The sequence below is a fragment of the Frigoribacterium sp. CFBP 8751 genome, assembly GCF_014841545.1.
In the GTDB taxonomy this organism is placed as follows: domain Bacteria; phylum Actinomycetota; class Actinomycetes; order Actinomycetales; family Microbacteriaceae; genus Frigoribacterium.
This window is the reverse complement of the sequence record NZ_JACYUB010000001.1, coordinates 83,699-99,698: the sequence shown is the minus strand read 5'-3', so window position 1 is coordinate 99,698 and position 16,000 is coordinate 83,699. Positions and strand designations below refer to the sequence as shown.

At 73.2% G+C, this 16,000-nt stretch carries 17 protein-coding genes; 6 read left to right on the top strand and 11 right to left on the bottom strand.

Going from position 1 to position 16,000, the window contains the following annotated elements:
- Positions 1–8 precede the first annotated feature (8 nt).
- The 4 genes from IFT88_RS00520 (at position 9) to IFT88_RS00505 (ending at position 3,476) form a co-directional block, all read left to right on the top strand.
- Positions 9–965: a sugar phosphate isomerase/epimerase family protein gene (locus IFT88_RS00520; protein ID WP_056227903.1), complete on the top strand. Its 957-nt coding sequence runs from the start codon at positions 9–11 to the stop codon at positions 963–965.
- Between the two features lie 40 nt (positions 966–1,005).
- Complete coding sequence (locus IFT88_RS00515) at positions 1,006–2,058, top strand: Gfo/Idh/MocA family protein (protein WP_255349715.1); 1,053 nt, start codon at positions 1,006–1,008, stop codon at positions 2,056–2,058.
- Between the two features lie 6 nt (positions 2,059–2,064).
- Positions 2,065–2,943: a sugar phosphate isomerase/epimerase family protein gene (locus IFT88_RS00510; protein ID WP_043597727.1), complete on the top strand. Its 879-nt coding sequence runs from the start codon at positions 2,065–2,067 to the stop codon at positions 2,941–2,943.
- Between the two features lie 113 nt (positions 2,944–3,056).
- Positions 3,057–3,476 carry a tautomerase family protein gene (locus tag IFT88_RS00505; protein ID WP_043597700.1) on the top strand — a complete coding sequence of 140 codons (420 nt, stop codon included), beginning with the start codon at positions 3,057–3,059 and terminating at the stop codon, positions 3,474–3,476.
- A 59-nt stretch (positions 3,477–3,535) separates the two neighbouring features.
- Here IFT88_RS00505 and IFT88_RS00500 read toward each other — a convergent pair whose 3' ends face one another.
- The 4 genes from IFT88_RS00500 to IFT88_RS00485 form a co-directional block, all read right to left on the bottom strand.
- Positions 3,536–4,291, bottom strand: a complete 756-nt coding sequence (locus IFT88_RS00500; protein WP_043597698.1) for a GntR family transcriptional regulator — start codon at positions 4,289–4,291, stop codon at positions 3,536–3,538.
- Positions 4,292–4,394: 103 nt separating this feature from the next.
- On the bottom strand, positions 4,395–4,880 hold the full coding sequence (locus IFT88_RS00495; protein ID WP_192118300.1) for a tetratricopeptide repeat protein: 486 nt from the start codon (positions 4,878–4,880) through the stop codon (positions 4,395–4,397).
- A 106-nt stretch (positions 4,881–4,986) separates the two neighbouring features.
- Complete coding sequence (locus tag IFT88_RS00490; RefSeq protein ID WP_192118298.1) at positions 4,987–5,793, bottom strand: DUF4184 family protein; 807 nt, start codon at positions 5,791–5,793, stop codon at positions 4,987–4,989.
- 141 nt (positions 5,794–5,934) lie between these two features.
- Positions 5,935–6,858 (bottom strand): NmrA family NAD(P)-binding protein, encoded by a 924-nt coding sequence (locus IFT88_RS00485; protein WP_192118295.1) that lies wholly within the window; start codon positions 6,856–6,858, stop codon positions 5,935–5,937.
- Positions 6,859–7,179: 321 nt separating this feature from the next.
- Here IFT88_RS00485 and IFT88_RS00480 point away from each other — a divergent pair, with 321 nt between their 5' ends.
- The gene (locus tag IFT88_RS00480; RefSeq protein ID WP_043597691.1) at positions 7,180–7,560 is read left to right on the top strand and encodes a hypothetical protein; all 381 of its coding nucleotides are present in this window, start codon (positions 7,180–7,182) and stop codon (positions 7,558–7,560) included.
- Positions 7,561–7,735: 175 nt separating this feature from the next.
- Here the strand turns inward: IFT88_RS00480 and IFT88_RS00475 are convergent, their stop codons facing one another.
- The 6 genes from IFT88_RS00475 to IFT88_RS17520 all read right to left on the bottom strand — a co-directional run bounded on the left by IFT88_RS00475 (position 7,736) and on the right by IFT88_RS17520 (position 13,974).
- Positions 7,736–8,419 (bottom strand): hypothetical protein, encoded by a 684-nt coding sequence (locus IFT88_RS00475; protein WP_192118293.1) that lies wholly within the window; start codon positions 8,417–8,419, stop codon positions 7,736–7,738.
- A 254-nt stretch (positions 8,420–8,673) separates the two neighbouring features.
- On the bottom strand, positions 8,674–9,219 hold the full coding sequence (locus IFT88_RS00470; protein WP_192118291.1) for a cysteine hydrolase family protein: 546 nt from the start codon (positions 9,217–9,219) through the stop codon (positions 8,674–8,676).
- Positions 9,220–9,318: 99 nt separating this feature from the next.
- Positions 9,319–10,623, bottom strand: coding sequence for a PP2C family protein-serine/threonine phosphatase (locus IFT88_RS00465; protein ID WP_192118289.1), 1,305 nt, complete (start codon positions 10,621–10,623; stop codon positions 9,319–9,321).
- A 174-nt stretch (positions 10,624–10,797) separates the two neighbouring features.
- Positions 10,798–11,913 (bottom strand): nuclease-related domain-containing protein, encoded by a 1,116-nt coding sequence (locus IFT88_RS00460; protein ID WP_192118287.1) that lies wholly within the window; start codon positions 11,911–11,913, stop codon positions 10,798–10,800.
- A gap of 68 nt (positions 11,914–11,981) precedes the next feature.
- The gene (gene chrA / locus IFT88_RS00455; RefSeq protein WP_342212014.1) at positions 11,982–13,250 is read right to left on the bottom strand and encodes a chromate efflux transporter; all 1,269 of its coding nucleotides are present in this window, start codon (positions 13,248–13,250) and stop codon (positions 11,982–11,984) included.
- Between the two features lie 73 nt (positions 13,251–13,323).
- Positions 13,324–13,974, bottom strand: a complete 651-nt coding sequence (locus tag IFT88_RS17520; protein WP_192118285.1) for a GNAT family N-acetyltransferase — start codon at positions 13,972–13,974, stop codon at positions 13,324–13,326.
- A gap of 135 nt (positions 13,975–14,109) precedes the next feature.
- Here IFT88_RS17520 and IFT88_RS00445 point away from each other — a divergent pair, with 135 nt between their 5' ends.
- The gene (locus tag IFT88_RS00445) at positions 14,110–15,420 is read left to right on the top strand and encodes an amidohydrolase (protein ID WP_192118283.1); all 1,311 of its coding nucleotides are present in this window, start codon (positions 14,110–14,112) and stop codon (positions 15,418–15,420) included.
- Between the two features lie 58 nt (positions 15,421–15,478).
- On the opposite strand, the gene IFT88_RS17305 is transcribed toward IFT88_RS00445, so the two are convergent.
- Entirely contained in the window at positions 15,479–15,979 is a 501-nt protein-coding gene (locus IFT88_RS17305) for a MarR family winged helix-turn-helix transcriptional regulator (RefSeq protein WP_082060148.1), read from the bottom strand.
- Positions 15,980–16,000: the final 21 nt, after the last annotated feature.

Genomic DNA, 16,000 nt, shown 5'->3' with positions numbered 1-16,000 from the left:
CCGCCGCCATGACCGACACCGTCACCGACCCCGACGCCACGCCCACCGGCCCGGGTGGGCGCGGACTCCGCATCGGGACCGCACCCGACTCGTGGGGCGTCTGGTTCCCCGAGCACCCCGGTCAGATCCCCTGGCCGCGATTCCTCGACGAGGTGCAGCAGGCGGGCTACCACTGGATCGAACTGGGCCCCTACGGGTACCTGCCGACCGACCCCCACCAGCTCGAGGACGAGCTCGGTCGGCGCGACCTGAAGCTCTCGGCCGGGACGGTCTTCACCGGGTTCCACAAGGGCGACGACCAGTGGCGACGCGCGTGGGACCAAGCGCTCGCCGTCGCCGGCCTCGCCTCGGAGCTCGGTGCCGAGCACCTCGTCGTCATCCCCGACCTCTGGCGCAGCGACGCCACGAGCGAGGTGCTCGAGGCCCGCACCCTCACCGACGAGCAGTGGGCGGCGCTCGGCGCCGGCCACGACAAGCTCGGCAAGGCGCTCCTCGAAGAATTCGGCGTCAAGCAGCAGTTCCACACCCACGCGGACAGCCACGTCGGCACGTACCGAGAGACCGAGCGGTTCCTGGCCGAGACCGACGTGCGCTACACGAACCTGTGCCTCGACACCGGGCACTTCGCCTACTACGGCGGTGACTCCGTGCGCCTCGTCGAGGAGTACCCCGACCGCATCGGTTACCTGCACCTCAAGCAGGTCGACTCCGACCTGCGGTTCACCGTGCTCAAGAACGACGTGCCGTTCGGTGATGCCGTCGCTCAGGGCGTCATGGTCGAACCGCCGCACGGCGTGCCCGACCTGGCGCCGGTGCTCGACGCGGTCAGCCGCATCGATCCCGAGATCTTCGCCATCGTCGAGCAAGACATGTTCCCGGTCGAATCGATCGACCTGCCCCTCGGGATCGCGACCCGCACGCGCGAGCACATCATGAGCTGCTCGCCTCGCTCCCGTCTCGTCTGACGTCCCGCCGCTGACACCCCCGCCCCGAAGGAGAACACCCGTGAACACCACAACCCCCGACCTCCGCGTCGCCGTCGTCGGTGCCGGCATGATGGGCGCCGACCACGTCGCCCGCATCACGTCCACCATCAGCGGGGCCACCGTCGTCGCCGTCGTCGACCCCGACACCGCTCGTGCCGACGCCGCGGCGGCGACGGCCCCCGGCGCGATCACCGCGGCCGACTTCGACGAGGCGCTCGCCGCCACCGAGATCGACGCCGTCATCATCGCCACCCCGGGCTTCCTCCACGAGGCCGTCCTCCTGCCCGCACTCGACCGCGGCCTGGCGATCCTCTGCGAGAAGCCCCTCACCACCGACGAGGCCGCCTCGCTCCGCGTCCTCGAGGCGGAGCAGAAGCTCGACCGGCCGCACATCCAGGTCGGCTTCATGCGTCGCTTCGACCAGGGGTACCGAGACCTCCGGGCCCTCGTCGCGTCCGGCGAGCACGGTGCCCTGCTCGCACTGCACTGCGCCCACCGCAACGCCACGACGCCGCCGAGCTACTCCGAAGAGATGCTCATCCTCGATTCCGTCATCCACGAGATCGACGCCGTCCCCTTCATCGCCGGTGAGCCGATCGTCGCGGTCGAGGTCAAGAAGCCCCGCCGCAACTCGCTCGCGCCCGAGGGGCTCCGAGAGCCGCAGTTCGTGATCCTCGAGACCGAGTCGGGCACGATGGCGATCGTCGAGATCAACGTCAACATCCAGTTCGGCTACCAGGTCACCACGGACGCCGTCTTCGAGAGCGGCGTCGCCTCCATCGGGCGCGAGTCCGGACTCCAGCTCACCACGGCCGCCCGGTCGGGCGTCGCCGTGCCGCCGACGTTCAAGGAGCGCTTCGGCGCTGCCTACGACACCCAGGTGCAGCGCTGGGTCGACGCCGCGCACCGCGGCACCATCGACGGTCCGAGCGCCTGGGACGGCTACCTCGCGAGCGTGGTCGCCACGGCGGGTGTCGAGGCGCAGAAGACCGGCCGCCGCGTCGAGGTCGACTACGCGATGGCCAAGCCGTCGTTCTACGATCTGCCCCGTGCCGCCGCGACGGGGGAGTGACCGGTGGTGAAGATCGCCCTCGACCCCACCCCGCTGCACCACAGCCACTCCCTGCTCGAGCTGCCCGCCAAGGTCGCCGAACTGGGGTACGACCACCTGCAGTTGACGCCGCACCGCGATTTCATCCCGTTCTTCCGACACCCGAAGGCCGACGACGACCTCGTCGACGCCTTCGCGGCGGCCTGCAAGGAGGCGCGGGTCGAGATCGCGTCCGTCCTGCCCGTCCTGCGCTGGTCAGGTCCCGACGAGGAGTCCCGTCGGGCCGCCGTCAAGCACTGGAAGCGCGTCATCGAGATCACCGCCCGCCTCGGCGTCGGGGTCATCAACACCGAGTTCAGTGGTCGTCCCGAGCTGTCCGAAGAATCGGAGCGTCAGTTCTACTGGTCGATGGAAGAGTTGCTGCCCGTCCTCGAACGCGAGGGCATCCGTGTGTTCATCGACCCGCACCCGGACGACTTCGTCGAGGACGGTCTCGAAGCCCTCCGGGTCATCCGCGGCCTCAACACGAAGCAGGTCGGTCTCGCCTACGTCGCGTGCCACACCTTCCACTACGGCGGCGACATGGCCGGGATCATGGCCGCCGCCGGGCGATCACTCGGCCTCGTCCACATCGCCGACACGTTCGACCACCGCCGCTCGCACGGGCTGAGGTACATCAGCAACCCGCCCGGCAACGCGGCCCGCGTCCACCAGCACCTGAAGATCGGGGACGGTGACGTCGACTGGGACGGCTTCTTCGGAGGCCTGCACGGGCTGGGCTTCTTCGATCGCGACGACACGATCGCCGTCTCGAGCGTCTTCGCCGAGGACGAAGCCGTCGACGGCGTCAGCCGCTACCAGCGAGAGCAGATCCTGGCGCGCATCCACGCGGCGTCACGCGCCTGAGTCGCCGACTCGCCCGGCACCTGCGGCCCCCACGGCCCCCGCCGCCCCCGCGGCACCCGCGGCACCCGCGGCACCCTGGCCATCCCCGACCACACCCGACGAAAGAAGAACCCATGCCCCTCGTCCGCATCGACCTCCTGCCCGGTCGCAGCCCCGATCAGATCACCGCGATCGCCGACGCCGTTCACGACGCGATCGTCGACGTCTACGGCATCCCGCCTCGCGACCGCTTCCAGGTGATCAGCGAACTGCCAGCCGGTCGCATCATCGCGCAAGACGCCGGGCTCGGTTTCGAACGCTCCGGCGGAGTCGTCATGATCCAGATCTTCACCCAGAGGGGGCGCACCGACGAAGCCAAGCAGGCCCTCTACGCCCGGATCGCCTCGGGCCTCGAGACCGTCGGCGTGGCCGGAGAGGACGTCTTCATCGGCTACGTCGAGAACGGTCCGCAGGACTGGTCGTTCGGCTTCGGGGTGGCGCAGTACGTGACGGGTGAACTGCAGGTGCCTTCCGCCGCCGGACAGGCCGACTGACCCGCCGGCCGGGCATCGGCGCCCGGCGCCGGCCGCCACCGCCCGGCGTCGCTCGTCGACTACTTGTCGACGAGGGTGATCGAGAACGAATAGAGGTCGGGCCGGTAGCAGTGGTGCCCGACCTCGACCGCCCGCCCCGACGCGTCGTAGGCCGTGCGGGTCATGGTCAGCACGGCCCCGCGCGGCTCGATCTCGAGCAGCTGGGCCTCGTCGGCGTGGGCGGCCCGGGCCCCGATCCGCTGCTTCGCCACCCGGATCGTGACGCCGAGGGCTCGGAGCAGTTGGTACAGGCCCTGGGCGGCGAGGTCGGCGTCCGAGAACGGAGCGAGGTCGAGGGGCAGGTAGTTCTCAAGCACCGCGACGGGGACCCCGTCCGCCAGGCGGAGGCGCCGTACGTGGCTGACCCGGTCGCCGACCTCGATGCCGAGAGCCAGGGCGGTCTTCTCGTCGGCCGCGACGACCTGGTGGGCGAGCAGGCGTGTCGTGGGGGCCTTGCCGCTGTCGGTCAGGTCTTCGAACAGGCTGGTCAGCTCGACGTTGCGGGTCACGGGGCCGTGGACGACCTGGGTGCCGATCCCGCGCCTCCGGACGACGAGCCCCTTGTCGACCAGCTCTTGGATGGCTCGCCGGACGGTAGGCCTCGACAGGCCGAGACGTTCGCCGAGTCCGACCTCGTTCTCGAGTCGAGCGCCCGCCGGCAGCTGCCCACCCAGGATGGCCGCCTCGAGTCGCGTGGACATCTGGAACCACAACGGGATGGGGCTGCCGCGGTCGAGGTCGGCGAAGAGATCGGCCGGAAGCTTCGCGTCGGTCATGTGGTCCCCTCAGCCGAACGTATGTCGTGACAACCTTACGGGCGGCGCGGCACGGTGGCCATCCCGACCGCCGGGTCGATGTCTCGCACGGGCAGCGGCCGGATCACCGCTCGGTGAGCGCGGCCGCGTAGGCGCGGACCGAGCGGTGGTAGCGGGGGAGGGTCGGCTCGACGGCCTCGATCGCGACCCGCAGGGCCTCGTCGACCCGGCCGGCGCTGTGCAGGGCGAGCGCGAGGAAGACCTTCGGCGCCGCTCCGGTGGCGGGGTGCTCGGGGGCGTCACGCAGCATGGCGATGGCCTCGTCGACGCGGCCGAGGTTGCGCAGCGTGGAGGCGTGCTGCACGACCATCTGCGCGGCACGGGCCGGGTCGACGGCATCGAGCCCGGCCTCCGTCGCCGCCGCGTAGTGCACGTGAGCCTCGGCCTCACGGCCCCCGGAGTCGTGCGCACCGCCGACCTCGAACTCGCCCAGCGCGGGGTGGGGTGCATCGGCAGCCAGCGCCGTCATGCGCTCGATGCGCTGCGCGTCGTCGACGGTCTCGTCGGCCCAGAGGGCGGCGACGCGGTCTTCCCAGGCATCGGTGCTCATGGGGCCACGGTAGCGCGCTCCTCGATCGAGGCGACCCGCGCCTCCTGGTGTCGGAGCGCCGGGCCCCGGGGTCCGAGTTGGGAGCCGCGGGCGACTGGCCGCGGCCTCAGGCCCGCCGGGCGCGGGCGGACCGTGCCAGCTGTACGGCCACCGCCGCGACGGCCGTCGCGACCAGGACGAGAGCGCCCGCGAGGGTGCCGGCGAAGAACGTGAACGACTTGGCCGTGTGGACGTCGGTCGGCAGTCCCCGGGTCACGGCCACGATCACGATGCCGGCGACGAGGGCCGCGGCGAGCGAGACCCAGAAGGCGTGGCGGATCCGCGGGGTCGGGACGGTGGCCGGCCCGTGGACCGACGCCGTCGGCGGAGTGCGCCGCAGGTACCGGACGGCCGCGATGCCGAGCACGACGAGCCCGCCGAGCGACGAGACGTACTGCGCCCACTGCGTGCCGACCAACGGCCCCCACTGCTGGGCCAGTGCCGGGATCACCGTGCTGCCGAACCGGTCCGGGTGCGTGAACGCGTCCCAGAGCACGTGGGTGAGCACGCCGAGGACGAGGGCGAGGAGGGCCCACGGGGCGGTGCGGGCGAGGCCGGTCCGCGAGCCGGCCACGGGCACACGTCCGGCCTCGCGCCCGTCCCACGACGCGGGCAGGCGCGACCCGATCGACGTCGGCAGCAGGGCGCGGGCCGCCGGCCGCAGCAGCACGCGCCAGACGAGGTACAGCAGCACCGCGACGGGCACCGAGAACAGCAGCAGGCTCGGGAACCCGTGGGTCTGCTCGTAGGTCACGCCGACGGGGAAGAACAGCGGCACGTCCGGGGCCATCGATCCGACCGCGACCGCCCCGAACGGCAGGGGCGTGCGGACGAACGGCAGGGCGACGACGGCATGGCTGGGGGTGAACGGCACACGCCATCGTGGCCGACGAGGGCCGCGGCGGGCGTCCACCCGGGGGTTGAGAGCGGCGCGACCCGGGGACGACATGGGTCGTCGGGCGGTCTCGGGAAGCGACGGAGGCGTGATCGACGCGACCCGCGCCTCCTGGGGTCGTCAGGCGGTGGACCCCGCCGACGAGCCGGTCCGCGTCGCGAGGACGTCGCGCACGGTCGTCCAGCGCTCGGGGCCGTAGCGGTCGTTGTCGACGTGGCGCAGCTGCGCGTCGCCGCTGAACATGCTGACGAAGTACTGCATGCCCTGCCAGGCGGGGAACGTGTCGTCGCCCTTCGACGTGCGACGCATGACGGCCGCCATCGCCGAGAGGGTGCCGGTCGTGCCGGCCCACTGCGGCTTGAAGTCCTGGCCGGTGAGCTCGCTCATCGTGCGGGCGACCCGGCGCGCCGTGACCCGGTCGCCGGCGACCTCCACGACGCGCGGCGCCTCGGGGTCGAGCGCGACGCGGGCGACGATGTGGGCGACGTCGTCCTTCGTCGTGAAGTCGAGCACCTGGTCGGCCGACGACCAGAACAGCACCCGCTTCCGGTCGAACAGGACCATCGGCGCGTCCCCGGTCAACAGGTCGGTGAACATGCCGTTCAGCACGGACGTCGCCCGGATCGGAGCCGCGTCGACACTGGCCGCGAACTCGCGCCGCAGCTCGAAGTTGCGGTTGCTGCCCGGCGGGATGCTGCGGTAGTCGGCCGAGTAGTCCGACGGCACGAACCGCGGCACCCCGGCCGCGACGGCCGCCGTCAGCAGAGCACGCTGCGCGTCGACGATCACGGGGCGGACGCCGCTCACGGCGGACACGACGACGTCGGCGCCGCGGGCGGCCTCGGTCAGGGCGGGCACGTCCGTGTAGGAGGCGCGGGTCACCTCGACCCGGTCGTCGTCACCGAACAGCGTGGTCGCGCCGGTGCTGCCGGGGCGGGTCAGGACGCGCAGACGCACGTCGCTCGTGGTGTCGCGGAGCAGCTCGCGGGAGATGCGCCGGCCGAGGTCGCCGGTCGCGCCGGCGAGGAGGACGGTGGTGGTCATGGGGGAGTGGCTCGTTCCGTCGGAGGGTCAGAGGCCAGTCTGCGCGCTCGGCGGCGGTGCGGTGCGGTGCGGTGTGCTGGGGGAGGGCGCACGACGCCAGGATGTGGTCACAGCGCCAGGACAAGGGCTGGCGCTGTGCCCACTTCCTGGCGTGGTGCGCTGGGGGCGGGCGTCCTCGGGGACGCGACCCGCGCCTCCTCGGGGACGCGACCCGCGCCTCCTCGGGGCTCGGGGCGTCGGCCGTGCGCACCCGCTGTCGGAGGGGAGCACGATGGCGGGGACCCGTCGCACCCGTGCGCGGGCGAACGGAGAGAGCCGACCATGAGCACCACCGACCCCGACGACTTCGTCACCCGCGCCGCACGACGGGCCCGTGAACTCATCGACACCTCCGACGTCGTGCCGCCCGTGGCCCGCGGTGCCCTGCACGACCTCGCGGGCCGGGCCGAGACCGTGGTGCGCGACGTCACCGACCGGGCCGGGTCGTCGGCCCACGACCTGGTCGACCGCGCCGAGGTGATCGCCGACCGCGCCGAGAAGACCGTGCGCGACGTCGCCGAGACCGTCACGATCGCCGCGATGGAGGCCACCGACCAGGCCCACCAGCGCTACCGCCGCCGGGCCCGCGTCACCAACGCCGTGGGGGCCACCGTCATCACCGGGCTCGTGGTCGCGCTGGTGGCGAGCCGCCGTCGCGGGTAGCCCCGCCACCTCGCCGCCTCGCCGCCCGGCCACCCCGCCACCCCGCCACCCCGCCACCCCGCCGCCCGGCCACCCCGCCACGAAGTAAACATCCCGCCACGGGAAGAGGTGGCGGGATGTGTACTTCGTGGCGGCGTGGGCGCCGTTCGAGGGTCAGGAGGCGCGGCGCGGCCGGTCAGTCGCGCGCCGGTGGGTCGGGCAGCACGAGTTCACGGTCGCCGAGGGGCGCCGAGAGGGGCACGTGCACGATGCGGAGTTCGTCGGCGTCGGGCTTCGTCAGCGGGTTCGACGTGCCGCAGCGCAACGGCGCGCCCTGGAACCGGATCGTCGAGACGCCCGTCACCGCCACCGAGACCTCATCGGCACCCTCTTCGATGAAGACCGTCCCGGGCTGACAGCTGCCCTGCCGCACGGCGACGACGACGTCACCGTCGGCCAGGTCTCCGCCCAGCTCACCGAGGTCGTCACGCCCGACGACCTTCGCCTGCCACACCGGCAGCCCCTGTTGCTCGCCCGCGCTTCGCGACATGACACCGGCCGCGCTGGTCGTCTGCTCGACGTCGGGGTCGAGGTCGATCTGCAGGTCGCCGTAGGACGAGAAGACGCCGATGTCCCAGGCGTCCTGCAACGACTCGCGCGCCTCCGCTTGTCGCTGCGCGGTGAAGCCCCAGAACCCGAAGCCGATCGAGAGCACGATCAGGATCACGCCCGAGACCCGGGTGTAACGGATCAAGAGGTCGCTCGGCTCGGCCCGGTCGCCGTCGCGCACCTGCCAGCGCGAGCCGAACAACATGGCGCGGGGCGGCGCGACCAGGCACCAGACTCCGGCCAACACCCCGACGACGGATATCCATAACATGACCGAACCCTATCGAGCCGGTCGGATGCCCTCACGTCTCGCAGGTCAGCAACGGCCTGCCCGCCTGCCGACCGGCAGCCGGCCCGCCCGCCGCCCAGCCCGCCAGCCGACCAGCCCGCCACGAAGTAAACATCCCGCCACGCAAAAAGATGGCGGCATGTTTACTTCGTGGCGGGAAGGCCCGGCCGACAACGCGGCCCGGCCCGACCCGGCGCGGCCCTGCGCGGCCCTGCGCGGCCCTGCGCGCCGACCGGTCAGGCGGCGAGCAGCGCCTCGCTCGTGACGACGGTCGCGAAGCTGCCGTCGAGGGCGGCCATGAACGCCGCGTGGACGTCGCGGCCGGCGACGGTCGTCCCGCCGTGTACGAGGTCGGGGGCGGCACACGCGTCGGCGACGACCGTGCAGGTGAAGCCGAGCTCGTGCGCGGCCCGTGTGGTCGAGTCGACGCACATGCTGCTCATCATCCCGACGATCACGAGGTCGGTCACGCCGCGTTCGCGGAGGCTCGCCTCGAGTCCCGTGCCCACGAAGCTGTTCGGCACGTGTTTCTCGACGACCAGTTCACCGTCCCGGGGTTCGACGGCCGGGTGGAAGGCGAGGCCGGCCGTCCCCGGTCGGAAGAACGTCGCGCCGTCGCCGGTCGAGACGTGGAAGACGTGCACCACGGGCTCGCCCGACGCCCGGAACGCCTCGAGCACGTCGCCGGCGGCCGCTGCCGCCGCCTCGGGCTCGACGAGGGGGAACGCGCCCCCGGGGAAGTAGTCCAGCTGGATGTCGACGATGAGCAGGGCGCGGGTCATCGGGCCAGCATGCCAGGCTGCGCGCCCAGGGCGGGGACGAGGAGGCGCGGTGTGCGTCCGACGGGCACCGCGCCTCCCGCGATCCGGTCGCCGCCCGGCTCAGGTGCGCGCCGGGACCGACGTCGGCACGAGCGTCGTCGCGACGACCGTCACGTCGTCGCTGCGCTCGCGCTCGCGGGCCAGCCCCTCGACGACCTCGACGATGCGGGCCGGCTCGGGGGTCGCGGCGAGCAGCTGCTCGAGGTCGTGCAGCGCCTCGAGCTCGATCGGGAACAGGTCGAGCACGCCGTCGCTGACGCAGACGAACACGTCGCCCTCGTCGAGCTGTGAGCGGTGCCGCTGCCAGCCGGTGCCCACGCCGATCGGCAGGTCGGCCGAGTTGAGACGGTCCACGCCGCCCGCCGCGCGCCGGATGAACGCCAGCCCGTGCCCCGCGTCGGCCCAGAGCACGCCGCCGTCGGCGTCGATGCGGGCGTGGAACGACGTCGTGAACTGCGTCTCGGTGTCGTACGCGCTGGTCGTCAACCCCACGGAGGCGCGGTGGAAGGCCTCGGCCGGGTCGCCGTCGTCGACGCTGCTGCGGATCACCGAGCGCACCGCGGCCGCGATCATGCCCGCGCCGACGCCCTTGCCCATCACGTCGCCGACGGTCACGGCGATGCCGGACGAGGTCGGGTACCAGTCGAAGAAGTCGCCGCCGACCTCGCGGGCCGGCACGCACGCCCCGAACACCGCGAACGAGTCGGGCAGGGTCGAGGCGTCCGGAGGCAGCAGCGACTGCTGCACCACGGCCGCCCGGTTGAGTTCTCGCTCGACGGCGTGCTGTTGGGCCCGCGCCCGTTCGAGGCGCGCCTTGGCTTGTCGGGCCAGCTCGTTGACCGCCGCGGCCACCGTCGCGTAGACGATCAGGGCGAACGCCAGGCGGATCAGTTCACTGGGGCCACGGCCTTCCGAGCTGAACAGGTACGGCAGCAGCAAGGTGACGCACGTTCCGAGCAGCGGTAGCAGCACGTTGCGTCGGCCGGGCCAGGACGCGACCCAGATCACCGCCAGCAGCACGATCGGCAGGAAGACCGACCGCTGGTCGCCCGTCCCGTAGCGCAGCAGACCCACGGCGACGAAGTCGGCGGCGGGGACGAGCATCTCCCACCGGCGGAGCTCGGCGTGCCGGGCCATCAGGGCGGCGAACGTCAGAGCGGCGACGGCCACCCCGACGCCGAGCCACATCGTGACCGCGTCGGTGACGATCAGCCACGGCAGGGTCGCACTGAGCACCGCGGCCAGCACGACCAGAAGGGCGATGAACGACTGTCGGAACAGAGGCACCTTCTCGAGAGGTACGCGCCGCAGGGCCGTGTTGAGTGCCCGCCCGACCGCGTCGGCACCCTCGGTCACGCGTCCCATGCCGGTCCCCTCGCCCCTGGGTCGTTCATCGACCACAGGTGTCGTCTTGTCTCGCCTTCGGGACGACGCTACAGGGTGCGACCGACGGAAGGACGACCCGAGGAGGCGCGGTGTGGGCACGACGTGCACCGCGCCTCCTGGGGGCGAGGCGTCGTCCCCGGGCGACGCCTGGACTCACTCGGTCGGGTCGGAACCCCGGGCATCCCGGGTGGCGGGGGCCGCGGCCTCCGGCGTGGACGCGATCCGAGCCTCCTGCACCTCCGCGGCCTCCGGGTTCGACGCGACCCGCGCCTCCTGCGCCTCCGCGGCCTCCGGCGTCGGCGTGACCCGCGCCTCCTGGGCGTAGGCGCCGAAGCGCAGCACGTCGGCGCCGTACGACGCGAACAGCCGGGCCAGGTCGTCGACCCGGGCCCGGGACAGCTTCTTCGTCGGGCGCGAGGTCAGTTCACGGATGACGCCCGCGAGCTGGGACCGGTGCGACACGACCGCTGTGGCCGCGCCTCCGTCGGTGGCGTCGCGCTCGGTCGCGAAGACCGTCGCGTCGCGGTGCGAGTAGAAGACGCAGGTGTCGAACCAGAGCCGGACGCCGGTCTCGGCCTGCACCCGGTCGGACAGCCGTTGCGCCTGGCGCCGCGCCTGCGACGCGGGGGCCTCGCGGCCGAGGTGGGTGCGCACGGTGAGCACGGTGGGGGAGTCCTTGACGACCTGCAGCGCGAACGGCGGCGTCATGGTGCTCTCGTCGAACAGGCCCGCGAACGCCGGGAACACGCTGCTCGGCGTGAGGCCGTCGAAGACGATGCCGTTCCAGCCCTTGTTCTCGATCACCATCACGCCGGTCTCGGCGAGCAGGACGTGGTCGACCTGCGCGACGAACCGCGAGGAGGCGCTGGTCGCCACGGGCACGAAGACCACGTTGGTCAGCAGCACGGCGTCCACGCCCAGCTGACGGCAGGCGTCGGCGATGTCGTCGCGCGAGGTGGCCTCCCACTTGAGGCCGGCGGCGACGAGGTCGCGGGCCTGCTTCGCCTCGGAGAGGGCGGCCTGGCGCTCGACACCGAGGGCGTCGCGCTCGCGGGCGTGGTCGGCGGCGGCCTGGGCGAGGGCGTCGTCGTGGGCCGCGGCGAGGGCCTCGTGCTGCTCGCGAGCGGCCCGGGCCTGTTCGTCGGCGGCCGCCTTCGCGGTGGCCAGGGCCCGCTTCGCCCGGGCGCGCAGCACGACGGCGACGACGATCAGGGCGACGAGCAGGACGGCGGCGATGATCCACGGGACGAGGCTCTGGTCGAACGGCATGCCTCCAGCAGAACACGGGGTGCGGGCGGGGCGCGGGTGCCTCGCCGGGCCCCGCCCGGTCCGGGGGGTCAGGCGGGCAGGGCCCCGAGCACCAGTCCGCCGGCCGCCGCCACCGCGACGACGGCCCACGGCGGGGTCCGCCACACGACCAGCAGCACGAAGCAGACGAGCGCCAGGCAGAACGGCGCCACCCCGGTGATCGCGGTCGTGACGACGGGGTCGTAGAGGGCGGCGACCAGGAGGCCCACGACCGCCGCGTTGGCCCCGCGCATCAGAGCCCGGACCGGCCCCCGGCTCCCCAGGGCGTTCCAGAACGGCAGCACCCCGACGAGCAGGAGGAACCCGGGCGCGAAGATCGCGACGGTCGCGAGCGCGGCCCCGAGCGCGCCTCCCGGCCCGATGTCGGCCACGGTGCCGAGGTAGGTCGCGAGGGTGAACAGCGGGCCGGGGACGGCCTGGGCGGCGGCATAACCCGTCAAGAAGGTGTCGTCGTCGACGAAGCCCGGCTCGACCAGGCCGGCGTGCAAGAGGGGCAGGACGACGTGCCCGCCGCCGAAGACCAGGGCGCCGGCGCGGTAGAAGACGTCGACGAGCGCGATCGTCCCCGAGCCGGTCGCGGCGGCGACGGCGGGAAGGCCGACCAGCAGGGAGGCGAAGGCCACGAGGCAGACGACGCCCGCGGCCCGCGAGACGGGGAACAGGAGGGGCTCGGGGTGGACGGGTGGCACCGCCGCTCCGGCCGTCGGGTCGGACCCCCGACAGAAGGCGAGCCCGGCCAGCACCCCCAGCGCGATGGCCGAGAGCTGCCCGGCCGGACCGGTCAGCGCCAGCGCGAGGACGGCCGCGGCCACGGCGATGCTCGCCCGCGTCGGGTCCGGTGCCAGCGCGCGGGACATGCCGATCACGGCATGGGCGACGATCGCGACCGCGCCGATCCCCAGCCCCGCGACGATCGCCGAGCCCAAAGGCCCCTCGAACAGGCCGATGCCGGTGGCGATGACGAACATGACGAGTGCCGACGGCAGGGTGAAGGCCACGAAGGCGACGAGCGCTCCGACGGGCCCCGCCCGGAGCAGGCCGAGCCCGAACCCGACCTGGCTCGACGCCGGGCCGGGCAGGAACTGAGCGATCGCGACGAGGTCGCCGTACCCGGTGTCCCCGAGCCAACGTCGTCTGCTCACGGCCTCGGCCCGGAAGTACCCGAGGTGCGCGACCGGACCGCCGAACGACGTGACCCCGAGCACCGAGAACGCCGCCAGCACCTCACGCACCCGGGCCGGGCCGCGGCTCGACAGCTTCTCGGCTCGGGCCGTCGGATCGGGTGCGCGCTCGGTCACGAGGTCATCGTGGCAGGTGACCGCCCCGCGCGGTACCGCGGCCACGGGGCCACCGACGAGGAGGCGCGGGTCGTCACCCCGGGAGGCCGCGGCCTCGCCAGGTCCCCAGCTCGGCGACCTCGCGCCAGCCGAGGCTCTCGTAGAGGCGGCGACCGTCGACGCTCGCGAAGAGCAGGCCCGTCGTCGCTCCTCGAGCGGCGGCCCCGTGCTCGAGGCCGGCCATGACGCGGCGACCCAGCCCGCGCCTCCGGAAGTCGGGTTCGGTCGCGATGCGGTCGAAGACGACGTGCTCGCCGACGACCGCCGCCTGGCCGCGGGCGGCGACGACGCCGTCGACCTCGACTCTCACGTGCACGACCTGGTCGTCACCGTCACCGTCACCGTCGAGGATCACGTCGGCGGGTAGCAGCGTCGCCGACACGGGGGCCGTCATCATGCGCTCGGCGTGGGTGACCGCTTCGAGTCGGGCCAGGGTCTCGTGGGCGACGCCGTCGAGGGGGCCGACGACCGACAGCCAGACGTCGGACGTGGTCGTCTCGTCGACGAGGCGGGTGAGTTCGGCCGGCGTCGGCCGGGCCACGATGCGTTCGACCGCGCGGGTCGCGGCGGCGACGTCGACCTGCCAGGCGTCGCCGTCGCGGTGACGTGCGGCGCCACGCGAGAGCGCCCAGCCCTCGACCCACCGGTCGACGAGCGGGATGAGGCCGTCGGTCGTCTCGATCACCCCTCGAGCGTAGGCCGGGTCGGCGGTCACGAGGGGCGGCGAGAGGGCGGCGGGCACGTGGCACGTGGCGAGTGACGGGGGTGGTGGGTAGCGTCGTCGCGACGAACCACCCACGCACCACCAGAGGAGCACCTCATGACCTCGACCGGCACCGACCAGCCGCGCCCCCTCCCCGACGACGCCCGACCGCCCGCCGTGGGCGCACCGCTCGACGAGTTGTACCGGCACCTCCACCGACACCCCGAGTTGTCGTTCCACGAGGACGCGACGGCCGCCATCGTCGCGGCCGAGCTCACCGCCCTCGGCTTCGAGGTGCACACCGGCGTCGGGGGCACGGGTGTGGTCGGCGTCTTGCGCCGCGGGGACGGCCCGACCGTGCTGCTGCGGGCCGACATGGACGGACTGCCCGTCGCCGAGGCCACCGGCCTGGACTACGCCAGCACGGCCCGAGGCACCGACCCCGACGGGCGCGACGTGCCGGTGATGCACGCCTGCGGTCACGACGTGCACGTGGCCTGCCTCGTCGGTGCCGCCCGCCAGCTGGCGACCGGCGACACCTGGTCGGGCACCCTCGAGGTGCTCTTCCAGCCCGCCGAAGAGCTCGGTGCCGGCGCCCGCGCGCTCGTGGCCGACGGGCTGTTCGACCGCGTCCCCACCCCCGACGTCGTCCTCGGCCAGCACGTCGCGCCGTTCCCGGCCGGTCTCGTCGCCCTGCAGTCCGGCCCCGCCTTCGCCGCGCAGGACGGCATCCGCATCACCTTCCACGGTCGCGGTGGGCACGGGTCGCGCCCCGAGACGACCGTCGACCCCATCGTGCTGGCGGCCGCGACCGTCCTCCGGTTGCAGACCGTCGTGTCGCGTGAGACGTCGGCGGCCGAGCGGCTGGTCGTCACCGTCGGGTCGATCCACGCGGGCACCAAGAACAACGTGATCCCCGACACCGCCGAGATCCTGATCAGCATGCGATCGTTCGACGAGCACGTCCGCGAACGCGCGCTCGCCGCCGTCACGCGCATCGCCGAGGGCGAGGCCGCGGCGGCCGGCGCACCGCAGCCGCCCACGGTCGAGCACTACGAGAGCTTCCCGGCCGTCGTGAACGATCCGTCCGCGGCGGACCGCACCCGCGCCTCCTTGGTGCGTCGTTTCGGCGAGCGGCAGGTCATCGCTCCCGGGCCGGTGACGGGTAGCGAGGACGTCGGCATCCTCGCCACCGCCGCCGGTGCCCCGTGCAGCTTCTGGCTGCTCGGGGGCGCCGATCCCACGTCGTTCGCCGAGGCCGCCTCGCCTGCGGACCTCGCCCGCATCGTCGGACGACTGCCCTCGAACCACTCGCCGCTCTACGCGCCGGTCGTCGATCCGACCCTGACGAACGGCGTGGACGCACTCGTCGCGGCGGCCCACGAGTGGCTGACGGATCACGGTGCGTCCGGAGGCGCAGGGCACTGAACGCACGGCCGCGCGTCTCGGCACGTCGTGACGTCTCGTCCACGAACTCGGGGCGGCCTCAGGGGGTGGCGTCGTCGTACACGGCGATCAGCCGGTCGAGGAAGCCCTGCACGACCGCCCGCTCGGTCTCGTCCATGCCGTCGACGAGGCGCTCGATGCCGTCGATCATCGGCAGCACCTGCTCGTAGGCCCGGTCGGCCGACGCCTGCTCGGCCGTGACGATCAGCTTGCGGCCGTCGGAGGGGTGTCGCTCACGCCGCACGTGACCGGCCGATTCGAGCCGGTTCAACACGAGGGTCATCGCCGCCGTCGACACCTCGACGCGGCGGGCCAGCTCGCTCGGGGTCGCCGGGCCGGTCGTGATCAGGTGGTCCATGGCGTCGAGCCCGGCCCGGTCGACGCCGAGGCTCTCGGCCAGGTGTCGCTCGAAGCGTTGCTGTCGGACGGCCACCTGCTGCACGCGAGCGCGGATGTCGTCCGCGGGCAGCTGGCGACCGTCACGCCGCGCCCGGGTGCGGTCGTCGCGGTCGGGGCGGTCGAGGGCATCGCTTTCGGTCACGACCCAACGATAGCCGTGTAG